The 16,924-nt window shown below is 64.7% G+C and carries 17 protein-coding genes; 8 read left to right on the top strand and 9 right to left on the bottom strand.

Annotated features, from left to right (window positions below; translation table 11 throughout):
- Positions 1–64 precede the first annotated feature (64 nt).
- The gene (locus ACQY8M_RS01175) at positions 65–1,426 is read right to left on the bottom strand and encodes a hypothetical protein (protein WP_428668651.1); all 1,362 of its coding nucleotides are present in this window, start codon (positions 1,424–1,426) and stop codon (positions 65–67) included.
- A 380-nt stretch (positions 1,427–1,806) separates the two neighbouring features.
- Between ACQY8M_RS01175 and ACQY8M_RS01170 the strand changes: the two genes are divergently transcribed.
- The gene (locus ACQY8M_RS01170; protein ID WP_428668650.1) at positions 1,807–1,992 is read left to right on the top strand and encodes a winged helix-turn-helix transcriptional regulator; all 186 of its coding nucleotides are present in this window, start codon (positions 1,807–1,809) and stop codon (positions 1,990–1,992) included.
- A gap of 12 nt (positions 1,993–2,004) precedes the next feature.
- Positions 2,005–3,216 carry an N-methyl-L-tryptophan oxidase gene (solA, locus tag ACQY8M_RS01165; RefSeq protein WP_428668649.1) on the top strand — a complete coding sequence of 404 codons (1,212 nt, stop codon included), beginning with the start codon at positions 2,005–2,007 and terminating at the stop codon, positions 3,214–3,216.
- Position 3,217: 1 nt separating this feature from the next.
- Here the strand turns inward: solA and ACQY8M_RS01160 are convergent, their stop codons facing one another.
- From ACQY8M_RS01160 to ACQY8M_RS01145, 4 genes are all read right to left on the bottom strand, one after another.
- Positions 3,218–4,066 (bottom strand): enoyl-CoA hydratase/isomerase family protein, encoded by an 849-nt coding sequence (locus ACQY8M_RS01160; protein ID WP_428668648.1) that lies wholly within the window; start codon positions 4,064–4,066, stop codon positions 3,218–3,220.
- 108 nt (positions 4,067–4,174) lie between these two features.
- Complete coding sequence (locus ACQY8M_RS01155) at positions 4,175–4,765, bottom strand: hypothetical protein (RefSeq protein WP_428668647.1); 591 nt, start codon at positions 4,763–4,765, stop codon at positions 4,175–4,177.
- Positions 4,766–4,863: 98 nt separating this feature from the next.
- A complete protein-coding gene (locus ACQY8M_RS01150) occupies positions 4,864–6,000 on the bottom strand; it encodes an NAD-dependent epimerase/dehydratase family protein (protein WP_428668646.1) in 1,137 nt (378 codons plus the stop codon).
- 28 nt (positions 6,001–6,028) lie between these two features.
- A complete protein-coding gene (locus ACQY8M_RS01145) occupies positions 6,029–7,483 on the bottom strand; it encodes a glycosyltransferase family 2 protein (protein ID WP_428668645.1) in 1,455 nt (484 codons plus the stop codon).
- Positions 7,484–7,731: 248 nt separating this feature from the next.
- Here ACQY8M_RS01145 and ACQY8M_RS01140 point away from each other — a divergent pair, with 248 nt between their 5' ends.
- The gene (locus ACQY8M_RS01140; protein WP_428668644.1) at positions 7,732–8,853 is read left to right on the top strand and encodes an endo-1,4-beta-xylanase; all 1,122 of its coding nucleotides are present in this window, start codon (positions 7,732–7,734) and stop codon (positions 8,851–8,853) included.
- Positions 8,854–9,388: 535 nt separating this feature from the next.
- Here the strand turns inward: ACQY8M_RS01140 and ACQY8M_RS01135 are convergent.
- Genes ACQY8M_RS01135 through ACQY8M_RS01125 form a run of 3 tightly spaced genes read right to left on the bottom strand, consistent with a single transcriptional unit; the run spans position 9,389 to position 12,109 of the window.
- Positions 9,389–10,651, bottom strand: coding sequence for an amidohydrolase (locus ACQY8M_RS01135; RefSeq protein ID WP_428668643.1), 1,263 nt, complete (start codon positions 10,649–10,651; stop codon positions 9,389–9,391).
- A gap of 19 nt (positions 10,652–10,670) precedes the next feature.
- Complete coding sequence (locus ACQY8M_RS01130) at positions 10,671–11,225, bottom strand: DUF488 family protein (RefSeq protein ID WP_428668642.1); 555 nt, start codon at positions 11,223–11,225, stop codon at positions 10,671–10,673.
- Positions 11,222–12,109, bottom strand: a complete 888-nt coding sequence (locus tag ACQY8M_RS01125) for a LysR family transcriptional regulator (RefSeq protein WP_428668641.1) — start codon at positions 12,107–12,109, stop codon at positions 11,222–11,224. Before ACQY8M_RS01125 ends, ACQY8M_RS01130 begins: the two co-directional genes overlap by 4 nt.
- 195 nt (positions 12,110–12,304) lie before the next feature.
- On the opposite strand from ACQY8M_RS01125, the gene ACQY8M_RS01120 reads away from it, so the two are divergent.
- Genes ACQY8M_RS01120 through ACQY8M_RS01110 form a run of 3 tightly spaced genes read left to right on the top strand, consistent with a single transcriptional unit; the run spans position 12,305 to position 13,994 of the window.
- Complete coding sequence (locus tag ACQY8M_RS01120; RefSeq protein WP_428668640.1) at positions 12,305–13,051, top strand: TSUP family transporter; 747 nt, start codon at positions 12,305–12,307, stop codon at positions 13,049–13,051.
- Between the two features lie 8 nt (positions 13,052–13,059).
- Positions 13,060–13,482, top strand: a complete 423-nt coding sequence (locus ACQY8M_RS01115; RefSeq protein WP_428668639.1) for a PaaI family thioesterase — start codon at positions 13,060–13,062, stop codon at positions 13,480–13,482.
- On the top strand, positions 13,479–13,994 hold the full coding sequence (locus ACQY8M_RS01110; protein WP_428668638.1) for a PaaI family thioesterase: 516 nt from the start codon (positions 13,479–13,481) through the stop codon (positions 13,992–13,994). Before ACQY8M_RS01115 ends, ACQY8M_RS01110 begins: the two co-directional genes overlap by 4 nt.
- Here ACQY8M_RS01110 and ACQY8M_RS01105 read toward each other — a convergent pair.
- A complete protein-coding gene (locus ACQY8M_RS01105) occupies positions 13,950–14,648 on the bottom strand; it encodes an ArsR/SmtB family transcription factor (protein ID WP_428668637.1) in 699 nt (232 codons plus the stop codon). The two genes, ACQY8M_RS01110 and ACQY8M_RS01105, sit on opposite strands and share 45 nt — an antisense overlap.
- A gap of 287 nt (positions 14,649–14,935) precedes the next feature.
- Here ACQY8M_RS01105 and ACQY8M_RS01100 point away from each other — a divergent pair, with 287 nt between their 5' ends.
- Positions 14,936–15,250, top strand: a complete 315-nt coding sequence (locus ACQY8M_RS01100) for a co-chaperone GroES (protein WP_428668636.1) — start codon at positions 14,936–14,938, stop codon at positions 15,248–15,250.
- A 24-nt stretch (positions 15,251–15,274) separates the two neighbouring features.
- A complete protein-coding gene (groL, locus tag ACQY8M_RS01095; protein ID WP_428668635.1) occupies positions 15,275–16,873 on the top strand; it encodes a chaperonin GroEL in 1,599 nt (532 codons plus the stop codon).
- The last annotated feature ends 51 nt before the right edge of the window (positions 16,874–16,924 follow it).

Raw genomic sequence — 16,924 nt, 5'->3', positions numbered from 1 at the left:
CCACCTTCATCGCCCGTCTTCAATTTCGCCCTCCGTCGCGTATCGGCCCCAGGAGGACACGGAATCAGCGCACCAGCGAGACGTAGAGCTGCTTCATCATCTTGTAGATCGGCGTGTCCTGCTTGGCGAAGCGGGTGAGGAAGTTGCGCGACTGGTCCTCGAGCGCGTTGATGAAATAGTCGATGCCGGAGCGGCGCCGATACTCGGCGAGATATTTCTCGACCTCCGCCTCGGTCTCGGCCCTGCCGTTGTCGCCGTACTTGGCGACGTTGTAGTTGAACTCGCCCGGCGACTCGTTCAGCGACTGCAGCCCGTGCAGCGTCGTCTTCATGAAGTTGCCGATCAGCAGGTCGTCGAAGATTCGGTAATCGACCGAGGTCATCAGGCTGCCACGCGGCACCTCGAAGGTGACGCCGCGGGTCTTGCGGCCGTCCATCTTGATCGTGTGCTCGCGGCCGCCGACCTTGAAGGTGACGAAGCCGAGAAACTTCCGCACCGCCTCCTTGCGCGCGAAATAGGCCTCGATTGCGGCGACGTCCTTGGGCTCGAGCTGGTCCGACCAATTGTCGCCGAAGTCGGTCGAGGGCCGGGGCGTGCCCACGACCAGCTCCTCGTGGGGCGGTGTCTCGACAGCGCTCGTGCGGCAATCGACCGAGGAGAAGGGCGGGATGAGCTCGATGTCGGGCGAGAGGCCATTCTGGAAGGCGTCGAACGGCGTCGTGTAGGCCTGCGCCCATATCGAATCGTCGCGCTGGTACTGGTGGAACGAAGAAAAGGGGAGGACCGTCCGTGCGCCCGTGGCCTTGCAGAGGTTGTTGAGCTGGGCGCCGACCGAGGGCCGCCGTGCCGCGCGGGGCACGATGAAGGTGCCGTCCTCCTCGAAGAGATGGATCATGTCGGCATCGCCGTAGCCCGACAGCGGCAGGACGCAGGAATCCTTGTAGTTCCGGGTGATGCTGCGGATATAGCGTGAGCAGTCGCGGGTGCCGGCGTCGTTGAGGTTGATGAACAGCCTGCCGCAGACGTCGATCAGCAGGATCGAATCCTGGATCTTGGTCGTAATGCAGTGGATTTTCACATTGTCCGAGATCGGCACCCATTGCCGGTCGGGCAGGATTGTGACGTCGAAGCCGTTGGGCGAGATGTCCTTGTAGATCCGGCTGCCGACATGATCGGCCAGCAGGATCTTCCTGCCCTTGAAGCGCTCGATGCTGGTCGGGTTCAGATGGTCGGGATGGCCGTGCGAGAACCAGATGTACGGACAGGCGGCGATATCGTCCTTGAGGTTCTGCGGAATGCGGTGGGAGAGCACCCAGCTGCCGAAATAGGCCGGCTCCTCGTCTCCGATCCACGGATCGGTCGCAAGCAGCGGCGCGTCGTCATAGACAATCAGCGTCGCATTGCCCGTCGTGGCGATTTTCGGCATCCGATAACCTTGCATTCCTCGAGTTCGGCGCGACAGGGCTTCCTTCATTCGCCGTCCTCCTTCATCATCCCAAATGTCGCATCTGGGGTGCAAACGCTCAAATCTGGAGCTCGGCTTTGAGAGCGCCTCGGGCGGGGCGCTTCTCGCGCCCGAGGCGCATACCTTCCGCCGCTTCCCCGTGCGCCCTGCAGATGACGCCCGCCGGGGGCTGGGGCGACTGGAACGTCACTCTGTCCGACCAGAGGCTGTTGCAGGATCTCGATGTCTCTTCGGAGCTGTGCCGCACAGCCGTTGGTGCGGCGGCACTTGATCAGAAACTGCTTCATGTCGGTCGTCCGTGATGGCAAGGATCAGAGGACGCCATGTGCGGGAGCGCAAGTATGGACAAAAATGACGGCAAGGACGGCGCTCGGCGCTACGGCGAGATCGGACTGATCCAGCGCAAGGATTTCGGCACCGTGCCGCCCAAGGTCTCGTATCGCCTGACGCCGCTCGGCGAGAGGTTCGTGCCGGTGATCAACTCGATCCGCAAATGGGGCACGCGGCATCTCTCCGTCACTGCCTGACGGGAGCGTTCCATGGCGAACAGTTACGACGTCATTGTGCTCGGCCTGGGCGCGATGGGCGCATCGGCCAGCTACCAGCTCGCGATCCGCGGCGCCTCGGTGCTCGGGCTCGACCGGTTCCATCCGCCCCATGAGCAAGGCTCGACGCATGGCGACACCCGCATCACGCGCCTGGCCTGCGGCGAGGGTTCGCAATACACACCGTTCGCCGAGCGCTCGCACGAGATCTGGAAGTCGCTTGAAGAGAAGACCGGCCTCGCGCTGCTGCGCCAAAACGGGATCCTGATCGTCGCCGGCGCGGGCAAGATCGCGCCGAGCCATGGCGTGCCGAAGTTCCTCGAGGCGACCGTCGCGTCGGCCAAAGCCTGGGCCATCGATCATGAGATTCTCGAGGCCCGCGAGATTGCCCGGCGCTTTCCGGCCTTCGACGTCAGCGACGGCGACCGGGCCTACCACGACCGGCTGGGCGGCTATCTCCGTCCCGAGGCCTGCATCGGAGCGCAGCTCGAGGAGGCAAGGGCGCTCGGCGCCGAGCTGCGGATGAACGAGAAGGTTCTGTCCGTCCGGCAGGAGGCCGGCGCCGTCGTGGTGACGACCGCGACCGGAACCTATCGCGCCGCGCAGCTGATTGTCGCCGCCGGCCCGTGGTTGCCGCGTTTCCTCGCACCGGCGCTGGCGCGACAGTTCGGGGTGACGCGCCAGGTCCTCTACTGGTTCAGGGCCAGGAGTCCGGCGGAGCACGCGGCCTTCTCGCCCGAGCGCTTTCCCGTCTTTATCTGGCAGCCGTCGGGCGCGGACGGCGTCTTCTATGGCTTCCCCGCGGTCGGCCCGTTCGAAGAGGGCGTAAAGATCGCGACCGAGGGCCACGACGTCGCCGATCCCGAGACGGTCGATCGGACCGTGTCGCCGCGCGAGATCGAGGCGATGTTCGGCACATTCGGCCGCTTCTTTCCGGGGCTGTCGCCGGACTGTGTCAAGGCGAAGGTCTGCCTCTACACCGAGGTCAATGCCGCGCGCTTCGTCCTCGACCGCCTGCCCGGCCAGGACCGGATCATCGTCGCCTCACCCTGCTCGGGCCATGGCTTCAAGCATTCCGGTGGCGTCGGCGACGCGCTGGCTCAGATGGCGATGGGCGAGAAGCAGGTCGTGCTCGGCGCCGGGCGCCATGTCGTCGACATGACGCAGTTCGCCTTCCGGCCCGACGATCCACCCTGGAAGGCGTAGGCTACTGGCCCTTGAACACCGGAGGGCGCTTCTCCGCGAAGGCGCGGCGCGCCTCTTTGGCGTCCTCCGAGCCTTGCAGGATTCCGCCGGCATTCGACGTCAGGACCATGGTCGTCTCCATTGAGCTGTCGAGTGCGGACCGCATGATCCGCTTGCCGATCCATTGCACCAGCGGAGGCACCGCGAGGATGCGCTTGCACAGCGCCCGCGTCGCTTCCTCGAGCTGTTCCGACGGAACCAGGTGATTGATGAGGCCCCAGGCGAGCGCGCGGTCGGCATCCAGCTCCCCGGTGTAGGCAAACTCCAGGGCGCGCCCCAGCCCCACCATCTTGGGCAAATAGTACGAGCCGCCGTTCTCGATGATCTGTCCGGCGTTGTGATAAGCGACAAATCGTGTTTTCTCGCAGCCCATTCGAATGTCGCAATGCAGGGCCATGTCCATGCCCGATCCGACGGCGGGGCCATTGATCATCGCGATCGTCGGCTTGCGGATCAGCGAGATGTCCCGGTGAAGCTTGGTGAAGCCGTGATAGAAATGCTGGCGAGCGGCATCCAGTCCTTCGTGCGAGCCGCGCGCGCCGGCGAAGTCCGGACCGGTGACATCTGCCGGAGCGCGCGACCGCAGGTCGGCGCCTGCGCAGAAGACACGGCCGACGCCTGTAAGGACGATGACCCGGACGTTCGGATCGTCGTCGCCCGCGCGCATGTATTCGCCGACCTTGGCGACTGTGCCGTTCTCTTCGGCCGTCCCGACGAGCGCGTTCAGCCGGTCCGGGCGGTTGAACCTGATCCAGAGGATGCCGCTGTCTTCCGGCTCATAGGTGAGATAGTCGACCAGCTTAGGGCCCATCCGCATTTCCTCCTCGCACCGTCACGCACCGTCTTTCGGTAACAGTGACGCGGACAGCCATCAAGGGGAAGCCGCCCCATCTTGCGGCTGGCTCTGTCGGCACTCCACTCACTTTCCTCCAACCGGGAATGGCAAATAGGAATACTTCAGTCGCTTCAACATTACCTGGTGAACTTCCACAGTGTTCGTCCACACGGTCGGCGACTGATCCACCGCACTGCCCTGTCTCGTTGCATAGAGGCCGCCCTTTAGCGTATCGGGGTCAGACTGGGTGGGGAGATCGAGAATGTAGCGGAACCATTTACCCCGATAAGGGGCGATAGCCGCAAAGATGAGCTGGTCACCTTTGTCAGGGAAGATAACGTCGGTTTGCGCCCACCACCTGGCAGTACCGAACGAAACTTGATTGGGCGACTCATTTCCGTCGCCCAGGTGCCAGACGAACGTCGACAAGGTTTGGCCGTTGGCCTTGACCGCGTGAATAGCTACCGCGATGCACATGCGCGTGGACTCGCTGGAGCCACTGAAACTGACAGCACCTGCCCAAAGCCCCAACAGGTTTTGCAGCTTGGCCGGTACATCGGGTGCAGGCTTCTCATACTCCCATTCCATCCGAGTGTCACAAAGCCGACGGCTCTCGGCGTTGGCTGCAGTCGGCAGCAGAAGCACGGCGAGCACCCTGGACCATTTCCAAACCATCGCGACCTCCGTGTGCTGTTTGGCCTTGATCGGCCGTCCGTGTCCGGACGGCCATCGAAACGCGTCGCGATCACGCCTAAGCTGCATCGCTTGAAGCGCTAGACTACGAGCTTTCTCCTCTGCAGCTCGGCAAAGCTTTCATGGCTGCGATTGATGGGCGCCTTCACCGCGGCGACCCATTCGATGAGCTCAGCCATCCCGGCCTCGAACGACTGCCGCGGTTCGAAGCCGAACACGCGTCCGATCTTTGAGATGTCGGCAAAGCAATGCCGGACGTCTCCCACGCGATACTTGTTCATGATCTCCGGCGCTATGTTCTTTCGGAGCAGATGCGCCAGCACTTGGCCCATCCGGGCGACGGTGACAGGCTTGCCGCTTCCTACATTGAACGCGTCCCAAACCCGCAGATCGCTGTCGAGCGCAACGGCAAACGCCTCGGCGACATCGCCGACATGCACGAAGTCCCGCCGCTGTTCGCCGTCCTCGAAGACCATGGGAGGCATATCGTTTAGCAAGCGTGAAATGAAGATCGCGGCGACGCCGGTATAGGGATTGCTCAGCGCCTGGCGCGACCCGTAGACGTTGAACAGCCGAAGCGCCACGGTCGGAATCTGGAGCGCACGTCCCACGGACAGAAACATCTCTTCGTGGTCACGCTTGTTCACCGCGTAGATCGATGCCGGCTGGGGGAGCTTTTCTTCGGCGGTCGGCAGCGGTGCCAGCGTCCCATCGCCATCGACCAGTTCCCAATGCCGGTTGACGAGCTGTTCGTGCGTGCGCGCCCTCGGAATCACCGTTGGGCCGCCGGACTTCCGGCCGTAGGCCCCCTCGCCATAGATCGACATCGACGAGGCGACCGCAACCCTTTCGATGGTGTGCGGCTTCTGCGACAGCACTTCCAGCATGACCGCCGCGGTCATTACATTGTTGCGCGTATAGTCGACGATGTTGGTCATGCTCTGGCCGACGCCTACAGAGGCGGCCAGATGAACCAGGTGGGTGACGTTCTCGATACTTGCTTCGAATAGGCCTTGGTCGAGAATATCACCTTTGATCCGTTTTGCGCGCGGATTGAGGTAGACCGGCCACCCGTCGTCATCGAGGTCCGAATCGGCATGCACTTGCGAGGACAGGCGGTCGAGCACCGTCACCTCATAGCCTCGCGCCAACAAGGTGTCGGTGAGGTGGGATCCGATGAATCCCGCGCCACCAGTTATCAAAGCGTGCTTGTACATAGAGCTACCCTCTCTCTTCGAAGCCCATTCAATCCGCACCCACCAAACGCCCTCGCGATTTGGCTCGCTTCTGCTGGGAGGAAATCAGCTCCTCATTGGCGTTGATTTTCTTGGTCCTCTGCCACACCAGACCACCGTCGCTGATGTACATCTTGAAGCCGATCGCAAGCGGTACGATCCAGATGAGCCACCAGAACATCGCCAACAGCGGATTGACGCGAAGCATGTACCAGGTGCGATCGGTCCAGCGTTCGAAGACGAGGCCCGTGCGCCGCCATACGTTGGCGTACATCGGTATCAGTGAGATCACGAAGGCCGTGAAGTTGGCGGCGGCCAGCCAGAGGGCCCATCCGGGCATGACAGTAGGCTCGTCAGTGAGCCACACCCACAGCGCCCAGAGGCCGACCGGGATGCCGAACGCGTTGATGCTGAGCGACAGGCACGGCAGGAATACCAGCCAGGCCTTGAAGCGTTCCCAAGGCGTGAAGCCAAGCGCGCCGAGCGGACTGCCGAGTGCCTGGAAGAAACCACAGGTCCATCGCTTGCGCTGGGAGATTCCCTCGCGGAACGTCTCGGGCACTTCTTCGATGAGCGAGCTGGCTATGATTCCCAAGCGCTTTCCGCTCTTCCAGAAGCGCAGACCCACCTCCGGGTCCTCGATCGATACCCAGGGATGGAATCCGCCCAGCGCGAGCAGGTCGGACGCCCTGAAGTATAGGCCTTTGCCGAGCACCCAATAGGGTTGGCGTCCGTTGGCCGAAAGATGCGGGTACTTGTATCCGTCCCACACCATGTGATCGAGCGCGTGCCAGGATGCGGCCATCGAGGCGTTCATGTTTCCCGCCACATTCTGCGCCTGCAGAACGTCGTAGCGCCGGAGACCGTTCACCGCCGCCTTGAGGTGGTCGGTCGGCGGGCAGCTGTCGGCGTCGATGTAATTGATCGCGAGGTTGGGCTCGTGCGCGAACGCGTTGGCCATGTGGTAGAATGCATAGATCAGCTGACGGGTCTTCTTGGGTGGAAGATCGCGATTCCGCGCCCGCACGCCCGTATGCCACCAGTAAGCATTCGGGTTGGCAGTCCACGAATCCCAGACGATCTGCCAGGAAGGGTCGGCGGTCGGGGGTACCTCGAGAATCTGAACGAAGGAAAAACTCTCCTGCAGCCGCTTCAGGCTGGCGATCGTCGCGTGATCATGGCTGTTCGGAATCGCAACGATGCGGTAGCGGTTCGCCGGATAATCGAGTCGCGCGAGAGATGTGAATGTCGTCCGCATCGTGCTTTCAAGTTCCCGGAGAACGGGATAAAACAGCACGATATAGGGATATTCCTCCTCCCTGATTCCGATCTTTTCATCCGGATCGACCCAGTCGACTGGCAGAGAAAGTAGATAGAGATCGACCAGGAGGACCAAGCTGTAGAGAATCTGTCCCAGGATGAACAGGCCAACCAGCGACAGCGGCAGTATCTCGGGGATGTTCAACGAAGTAATCATCGCATCTCTCGCTGTCCGACGAATTCACTCGAGATACTGGCAACCCGTGCCACCGGCGAAACCAAGGCGGGCCTGCGGGCGCGCGCCCACAATTATGCTGCGGGAAAGCAGGGGAGATTGACGGTGGGCGGACAATTGCGATTGAAATAGAGCGCATTGGCTGCGGGTTGCGCCTACCCTGGCGATGGCGACTTTATTTCTTGGCGATCTGCTCGTGATTCGGGAGACACGTGAGGATGATCGGCTTGCCGACCCGTCGCGCCGCAATGACGGGCTCCCTGGGCGCGGCCATGGTGGGTCCAGTTGCATCAGACCTTGCCGCTGCCGGAAGCGGTCTCGCTGCCGCAGCCGCCAAGCGCGGCTTGGTTTTTGGCGCGGCAGCACGTTTCGAGCAGCTCGCGTCCGAGCCTGGATTGCGCCAGGCTATGCTGCGCGACTGTACGACCATCACTCCTGAAATAGCGCTCAAATGGGACGCCGTTGAACGGTTTCGCGGCGATCTTTCGCTGGCTGCGCTCGATGATCTGGTCAAGTTCGCGCTGGACAACGGCAAGACGGTTCGGGGCCACACCCTGCTCTGGCATCTCGGTGTGCCGGGCTGGGCCACGCAACGTCTGCGCGAGCAGCGCGACTGGCGACTGATCAGCCGGTACTTCGCGTCGGTGATGCCGCGTTACGGAGACGCCATCCGCCAATGGGACGTCGTAAACGAGCCGATCGAAGTCGGCCGTCGCACCGATGGGTTGCGGCAGAACGTGTTCCTGGAAGCATTTGGGTCGGAGTACATACGACGCGCCTTGATCGAGGCGCGGATGTTTGCACCGAATGGCCGGCTGATGCTGAACGAGTTCAGCCTGGAGTACGACAGCCAGGATGAGCGTGATCGGCGTTATCTGTTCCTCAAGCTGGTCGAACACCTTAAGCGGTCCGGGGCGCCGCTCGACGGCATCGGATTGCAGGGTCACCTCGACTTGCGCAAGGGTACGATCTCGGCCTCCTCGATAGCGGCCTTCCTCAGGGAGCTGGCGGGCATGGGGCTCGAAATTCTGGTAACCGAGCTCGACGTCAAGGAGTCGGACTATGCGGCGCCGGTCAGTGTGCGCGATCAGCTCGTTGCCGACGAGGTTCGACGATACCTCGACGTTGTCCTTGCCCAACCGGCCGTGTCGGGCGTCGTGACCTGGGGGCTCAGCGACCGTCAATCGTGGCTCGAAGTGCAAGCCCAAGACTACCAGCGATTTCCTGGCGCGTGGGCCAAGGGCGATGGTCCGGGCTTGAACCGCGGGTTGCCCTACGACGCATCGATGCGGCCCAAGCCGATGTATCGGGCGATCGAAGCCGCATTCCTCGGCAGGTGAACCGGCGTCCGACGCCGTACATGCTTGCGACGTCAGATCGCCGTGGCCCAGGCCAACGGCCAGGAGGGCGGGACGAGGGAAGTCATTTCAGCAGCATGTAGCGCAGCGATGGCGGGCTTCGCTCCACGGCGGATGGCTCGGTCTGATGCGATTGCACAGCAGCCGCCAGTGTGTGCGGTGGTCGCTTCGTCGGATATCCGGCGTTGGATGGGCTGTGAAGGAAGGGGTGGCTCGGGCAGGGTGCCGCGAGATTTCCAGGAGGCCGTGCTCGTCCGCTGCCAACCGAGGAGGGGCCGATCCGGCACCACCATCTGCCGGATCGGTGCCGGCGCCGAGGCCGCCACCTCGGGCGTCTGTCGATCGCGTCAGGACATGACGTCGATCGACGGGAGGAATGATTTCTCCCGCCTTTGCGATCCAAGGCGTGTCTCACCCCATCGGGGCCCGAGCTGCTGTGGGACGGGCCGCGACTTCGGCGTCGTCTCTCGACGCCATCGCCCTGTGGAGCAGGTGAGCGTCAACCCTGCCCAGGCCGCTACGCGCCGCGCCGGAGATAATCGATCGCGAGATAGGCGAGCGAGCGAACGCCGTACTTCAGCGCCGGCTCGTGGATGTGGAACAGCGGCGAATGGTTGGCCGGTGCCTCGCGCGGATCCTCGTCGGGCGGGGTGACGCCGAGGAAGAAGAACATGCCGGGCACCTTCTGGGCCAGGAACGAGAAATCCTCCGCACCCATCACCGGCCGCGAGTCGGTCACCCGCTCCTCGCCGACGCCGCGGCCCAGGCTGCGCGTGCCCCAGGCGGTGAGCGGCGGATCATTGTAGGTCACCGGCACGCCCTCGTGGACCTTGACCTCGGCGCGCGCGCCCTGCGACTCGGCGATCGCTGTCGCGGTCTTCTCGATCCGCTTCCAGATGTCGGCGCGGACGGCCTCGTCATGAGTGCGGATGGTGCCCTGCATCTCGAGCGAATCGGGAATGATGTTGGCGCGCACGCCGCCGTGCACCGTCGAGATCGTCAGCACCGACGGGGTGAGCGTCGCATCGAGCTGGCGGCTCGGGATGGTCTGCAGCGCGAGGATGATCTGCGCCGCCGTCACCACGGGATCGATGCCGCGCCACGGCGAGGAGCCGTGCGTCTGCCGGCCGTGGATGTTGATCTTGAGGCTGTCGGCGCTCGCCATCAGCCCGCCGGGCCGCAGCGCGATCACGCCCGAGGCCTGCGCCGAGGTCACGTGCAGGCCGAAGATCGCCGACGGCGCGGGATCGGACAGGGCGCCGTCGTCGATCATCGCCTGCGCGCCGCTCGGCCGGCCGTCGTAGGCGCCTTCCTCGTTGGGCTGGAACAGGAACGTCACCGTGCCGGCGATCTCCTCGCGCATCCCGGCCAGCACTTCGGCAACGCCCATCAGGATCGCGACGTGGGCATCGTGGCCGCAGGCATGCATGACCGGCACGGTCTGGCCGAGCCAGGTCGCCTTGGCCGTCGACTTGAAGGGAATGTCGACCCGCTCCTCGACCGGCAGCGCATCCATGTCGGCGCGCAGGGCGACGACCGGGCCAGGCTTGCCGCCCTTCAGGATGCCCAGCACGCCGGTGATACCGACGCCGGTCTTCACCTCGATACCGAGCTTCTTGAGATGATCGGCCGCGAGCGCGGCGGTGCGCGTCTCCTGGTAGGAGAGCTCCGGATGCTCGTGGATGTCCCGCCGCCAGGCGATGACCTTGTCCTCGAGCTTCAGGGCGGCTGCGGAGATACGCTCCGACAGCTCGGTCGCGGGCGTGCTGATCGTGTCCATGTCCCAACCTACACCAGGTTCAGGCGGATTTCCCCTTCATCGCCCGTTCGCGTGCCAGGTAGGCCCGTGCCAGCCGGGCCTCTCGATCGTCGAACAGGTCGGCGCCAGTCCCGACCTTTTTCAGCAAGGCCTCTTCGATCTCGGCGTGTGGCTTCACCGTGCCGTCGGCGAGCAGGTGCTCGATTGGCACGGCGCGCTCGGCCAGCCGACGGGACACCAGCACGGTGCGGTGGCAGTCGAGCGGCTCCTTCTCGGCGCACATCAGGCAGAGGCTCGTGCCTCCGCGGTCCGCGATAAGCCGGCCGACCGCATCCTTGAACTCGGGCCGCGCCGCCAGTTCATCGTAGCCGCCACCCGCTTTCGGCTTGCCGCCCAGCGCCTCGCCCTCCCAGGCGTAGGCGATGCCGGCCTCGGCGAGGCTTTTGGCGAGCCGCTCGCGGCCGAATTGCGGGAAGCGGCGCGACCAGGGCATGGAGCGCACATCGACCAGCCGCTCGATGCCGCCCGCTTTCAGCAACGCGACGAGGCGCTCGATGGGATGGTTGGAATGGCCGATGGTCTTGATCGGTTTCATGACAGGCGTCGCACCAGCTCGATGAAGCCCAGGGTCGCGGCGGAGCGCTCGTCGCTGCGGCAGGCGAGGTTGAGCGGCACCTTGATCGCCGGCCGCCCGGTGAGCGGCCGGTATGTTACACCTTCCAGGGGCAGGCGGCTGAGTGATGCCGGCACGATGGTGATGCCGAGACCCGCCGCCACGAGGTTGAGGGTCGAGACGATGCGCGGAGCCTCCTGGCCGACATGCGGGCTGAAGCCCGCCTCGGCGCAGGCCGAGACGATCACGTCGTACAAACCGCGGCCATCAGGCCGGCGGTAGAGGATGAAGGTCTCCTCGGCGAGGTCCTTGAGCGTGAGCTGCTTCAGGCGGGTCAGCCGATGGCGCCCGGGAAAGGCGGCGGCCATGTCTTCCTGCAGGAGCGGATGCACCGTGATGCCCTGCGGATCGACCAGGCCCGAGCGGATGAAGGCGACGTCGAGCCGCCCATCGCGCAGGCCGCTCACCATGTCGCCCGAGCTGCTCTCCTCCAGCCCGAAGGAAACGTCGGGTCGCGTGGTGCGGAACTCGCGGATCGCGCGCGCGACCAGCGGATGGAAGGGTGCGGAAGTGGTGAAGCCGACGGCGATGCGACCGACCTCGCCGCGCGCGGTGCGGCGGGCGCGGATCTTGGCATGCTCGGCCTGCGCCAGGATCGCCTCGGCGTCGGCCAGGAAGGAACGGCCGGCATCGGTCAGGCTGACGCCGCGCGGATGACGGATGAACAGCGCGGCCTCGATCTCGCGCTCGAGCGCGCGGATCTGCTGGCTAAGCGGCGGCTGCTGGATGTGCAGCTTCTCTGCCGCGCGGGTGACGTGGCCTTCATGCGCGACGGCGACGAAGTAACGGAGATGGCGAAGTTCCATTGGGTTTCCCATCAAACTGTCGTCCTGAGCGCAGCGAAGGACATAAGGGTAGCAACAGGACCTTCGGTCGAACCCTTAGATCCTTCGCTGCGCTCAGGATGACAGAGGTGGAAGATATCGATCCGCTATTTACCATATATTTGAACACTGGATAAGCCGGCCGTACACCTCGCCCATCACTCGGGGGAGACGACGATGACGGCGTTGATGGCGGCGGGGCTCAGCCTCCTGATGATCGGCACGGCCTTCCTGTCGGGCATCTTCGGCATGGCCGGCGGGCTGATCCTGATCGGCGTGCTGCTGGTGATTTTTCCCTTGCCGGCCGCCATGGTGCTGCACGCGATCACGCAGATGGCCTCCAACGGCTGGCGCGCCACCTTGTGGTTCCGGCACATCGTGTGGAAGAGCATGGCCTTCTATGTCGCGGGCTGCCTCGTGTCGGTCGGGCTGTGGTCGATCACGCTCTATGTGCCCGACAAGGCGATGGCATTGCTGTTGCTCGGCCTCTCGCCCTTCATCATCCGGGCGATCCCCGACAAGATCCTGCCGCGCAGCTTCGGCCCGGCGCAGGTCGCCGCCACCGGGCTGGTCTCGATGATGCTGATGCTGCTGACCGGCGTCACCGGCCCGCTGCTCGACACCATGTTCCTGCGCTCGCCGCTCGAGCGGCGGCAGATCATCGCCACCAAGGCCGCCTGCCAGGTGTTCGGCCACGGCTTCAAGCTGATCTATTTCGGCGCCTTGATCGAGCAGGTCGGGCAGGTCGAGCCGTGGTTCCTCGCCATCGCCGTCACCTCGTCGATCATCGGCACGTCGCTCGGCAAGCTGCTGCTCGAGAGGCTCTCCGACGCGCAGTTCCGGATCTGGTCGAATCGGCTGATCACCGCGCTCGCCAGCTACTATGTCGGCTACGGCTTGGTTCTGCTGGTGGGCATCGCCTAAGATGCGGCGTGTCCCTACCCCCAGGCTTTCGCCTCATCGAGCAGACATCCGGCTTTGCTGAAGCCAACGGGCCGTGGTTCGAGAAGATCGAGGGCGGCCGCCTGATTCGCGGCTTTCTGCCGGGGCCGGGCCACGCCAATTCGCACGGCATCGTGCATGGCGGCATGCTCGCGACCTTCATCGATTCGGCAATGGGCTCCACCGTCTTTCACGTCCTCGAGCGCCGCTGCGTCACCGTGCGGCTGTCGCTCGACTATCTGATGCCCGGCCGCATCGGCGACTGGCTGCAGGCGGAAGCGGAGGTCGTCGGTCATGACGAGCATATGGCGCAGGTGAGGGCCCGCCTTTATGGTCCGCGCCACGACACGCTGACCGCCCTGGGCTCGTTCGCGCTGTTGAGCCGCCATCGCTCGGCGAAGAACCGGAGTTGAGTTTGACCGAAGACAATCCGCCCGAAGGCTTCCTGCGCGTCGATTTCGATCGCGGCCGGCCCGAGACCACCTTCAACAGCCATGTCGGCAATCTCTACGTTCGGCGCGGCGCCAAGGGCACGCGCGACGAGTTCGTGCTGGGCTTTCGCGTCGCGCAACACATGTGCAATCCGGCAGGCGGGCTGCATGGCGGCATGATGATGCTGGTGGCCGATCTGGTCGGCACGATGGGCGGCGGCGCGCTGGCCGGGCTGCGCAAGTTTCTGCCGACGGTAAGCGTGACCTGTGATTTCGTGGCGCCGGCCAGGCTCGGCGACTGGGTCGAGGGACGGCCCGAACTGGTGCGCCAGACGCGATCGCTGCTTTTCACGAACATCTATCTGACGGTCGGCGAGGAGAAGATCCTGCGCGCCTCGGCGATCGCCAAGATTCCGTCGGGCGATGGGTTGGCCTTCGGCCGCGCCAGGCTAGACCGAGGCGCCGAAGTGGCTGCCAAGGGCCCGCCGGCCTGAGTCCGTAAGACGAACCGTGCGGCCGCGGCGCAGGCGTTCGGCCCAGCCCTTCTTGAAGAAGGTGTCGGCGATAGCCGCACCCAGCGCGCCGGAGATGTGTGGCCGCCGCTCGCTCCAGTCGAGGCACTGGCGCGCGAAGTGACGCGTGCCGGCGCGCCTGGCTCCATCGAGATCGACACCCAGCCGCTGGCAGAACAGCGCGCCCGAATCGGTGAGCGACCAGTCACGCGGTCCCTTGGGTTCGAGATGGCCGTGTTGCGTCAGCGAGTCGGTCACCGCCATGCCGACCTGGCCCGCGAGATGGTCGTAGCAGGTGCGGCAGAAGCGGAGATCGGGATCGCGCCGCCACGCGGCGGTCTTCGACGCCGGCTGCGCGCGCTCGCCAGCCAGCGCCATCAGCGATTCGATGGCATGCGCCACCTCGCCGGAGGCGAGGCGATAAAGGCGGTTGCGGCCTTGTGCGCGGGCGGCGAGGAGGTTGGCCTCAACCATGCGCGCGAGATGGCCCGACGCTGTCTGCGCCGTGACGCCCGCGGCATGGGCGAGATCCGACGCGGTGTGGGCGCGGCCGTCCATCAGCAGCTGCAGCATGGATGCGCGCGCCGGGTCGCCCATCAGGGCGGCGACTTCGGAGAGGGCGTTGACGGTGACCATGAGCGGAATTTAGGTCCGCTCTCACGCACGCGCCACGGCCGATAGTTCGATGCATACCGAAGAATCATATCCTCTCCCCGATAGGCGCAGAGGAGGAAGAGACGGGCTGATGTCAGCCTCAGCGGGAGCGCCTTGATCAACCGAGGCCAGCTGGAGCGAAGCCACGCTTTCGAGCTACTCATTGTAATGCCTATGCCGCCGCACCACATGGCGTAAGGGCATTGTCTTCCTCGCACGCTGACTCTGCAGCCAGTCCCTGAAAATCAGGTCCGAGGAGACCCCTTGCAATGAAACTGCGCCCGCTACAGGACCGCGTCCTGATTCGCCTTGTCATACCCGTGGCCAAAAGCCCCGGCGGCATCCTGATCCCCGACACCGCGCAGGAGAAGCCGATGGAAGGCGAGGTCGTCGCCGTCGGTGACGGCGCGCGCGATGCCAACGGCAAGCTCCATCCGCTCGACGTCAAGACCGGCGACCACGTCCTGTTCGGCAAGTGGGCGGGCAGCGAGATCAAGCTCGACGGCAAGGAACTCACGATCGTCAAGGAGTCCGACATCATGGGCGTCCTGGACCAGCCTGCGCGCAGCAAAAAAGCCGCCTAGCAACGATAACAAGGGGAAAGCAACATGGCCGCCAAGGAAGTCAAATTCGGAGCCGACGCCCGCGATCGCATGATCGTCGGGGTCGATGCCCTCGCTAACGCCGTCAAGGTGACGCTCGGCCCCAAGGGCCGCAACGTCGTTCTCGCCAAGTCGTACGGAGCGCCGCGTATCACGAAGGACGGCGTGACCGTCGCCAAGGAAATCGAGCTGTCGGACCGCTTCGAAAACATGGGCGCCCAGATGGTGCGCGAGGTCGCATCGCGAACCAGTGACCAGGCAGGCGACGGCACGACGACCGCGACGGTGCTCGCCCAGGCCATCGTGCGCGAAGGCGCCAAGGCGGTCGCGGCCGGCATGAACCCGATGGACCTCAAGCGCGGCATCGACATGGCCGTGGAAGCGGTCGTCGCCAACCTCGTGAAAGGCTCGAAGAAGGTCTCGACCAATGCCGAGATCTCCCAGGTCGGAACGATCTCCGCCAACAACGACCCTGAGATCGGCAAGATGATCGCCGAGGCGATGCAGAAGGTCGGCAACGACGGCGTCATCACGGTCGAGGAAGCGAAGTCGATCGAGACCGAGCTCGAGATCGTCGAAGGCATGCAGTTCGACCGGGGCTACATGTCGCCCTACTTCGTCACCAACGCCGAGAAAATGGTGGTCGAGCTCGCCGACCCCTACATCCTGCTGCACGACAAGAAGCTGTCGAGCCTGCAGACCCTCCTGCCGCTCCTCGAGCTGGTGGCGCAGAGCGGCAAGCCGCTGCTGATCGTCGCCGAGGACGTCGACGGCGAGGCGCTGGCCACGCTGGTGGTCAACAAGCTGCGCGGCGGGCTCAAGGTCGCTGCCGTGAAGGCGCCAGGCTTCGGCGATCGCCGCGCCGAGATGCTGGCGGACATTGCCATCCTGACCGCCTGCAAGGTGGTCAGCGAAGACCTCGGCACCAAGCTCGAGAACGTCACGCTCGACATGCTGGGCCACGCCAAGACGGTGCGTATCGACAAGGACAACACCACGATCATCGGCGGTGCCGGCAAGAAGGCCGACATCCAGGCCCGCTGCACCCAGTTGCGCGCCCAGATCGAGAAGGTGACGTCGGAATACGACGGCGAGAAGCTGCAGGAGCGGCTGGCCAAGCTGTCGGGCGGCGTCGCCATCATCAAGGTCGGCGGCGGCAGCGAGCTCGAGGTCAAGGAGCGCAAGGACCGTGTCGACGATGCCGTGCATGCAACGCGAGCCGCGGTCGAAGAAGGCATCGTCGCCGGCGGCGGCGTCACCCTCCTCTATGCCGGCCAGCAGCTCGGCTCGATCCGCGTCGCCAACGACGACCAGAGGGTCGGGGTCGACATCGTGCGCCGCGCGCTGCAGGCGCCGGCCCGCCAGATCTTCGCCAATTCCGGCGCCGACGGCTCGGTGATCGCGGGCAAGCTGCTCGACAAGGGCGACACCAGCCAGGGCTACGACGCCGCGGCCGGCACCTACGTCAACATGGTGAAGGCCGGCATCATCGACCCGACCAAGGTCGTGCGGCTGGCGCTGCAGGGTGCGGCCTCGATCGCCGGCCTGCTGATCACCACCGAGGCGATGGTCGCGGAGTATCGCGAGCCCGAGACCACGAACTAGCGTGATCCTGCAGACCTGATGCTTCCATGTCGACCACCCTCTGGATGAACG

The sequence above is a fragment of the Reyranella sp. genome (assembly GCF_965279465.1).
In the GTDB taxonomy this organism is placed as follows: Bacteria; Pseudomonadota; Alphaproteobacteria; order Reyranellales; family Reyranellaceae; genus Reyranella.
Note: the sequence above shows the minus strand (reverse complement) of the source record. Positions and strands in the feature narration are given on the sequence as shown.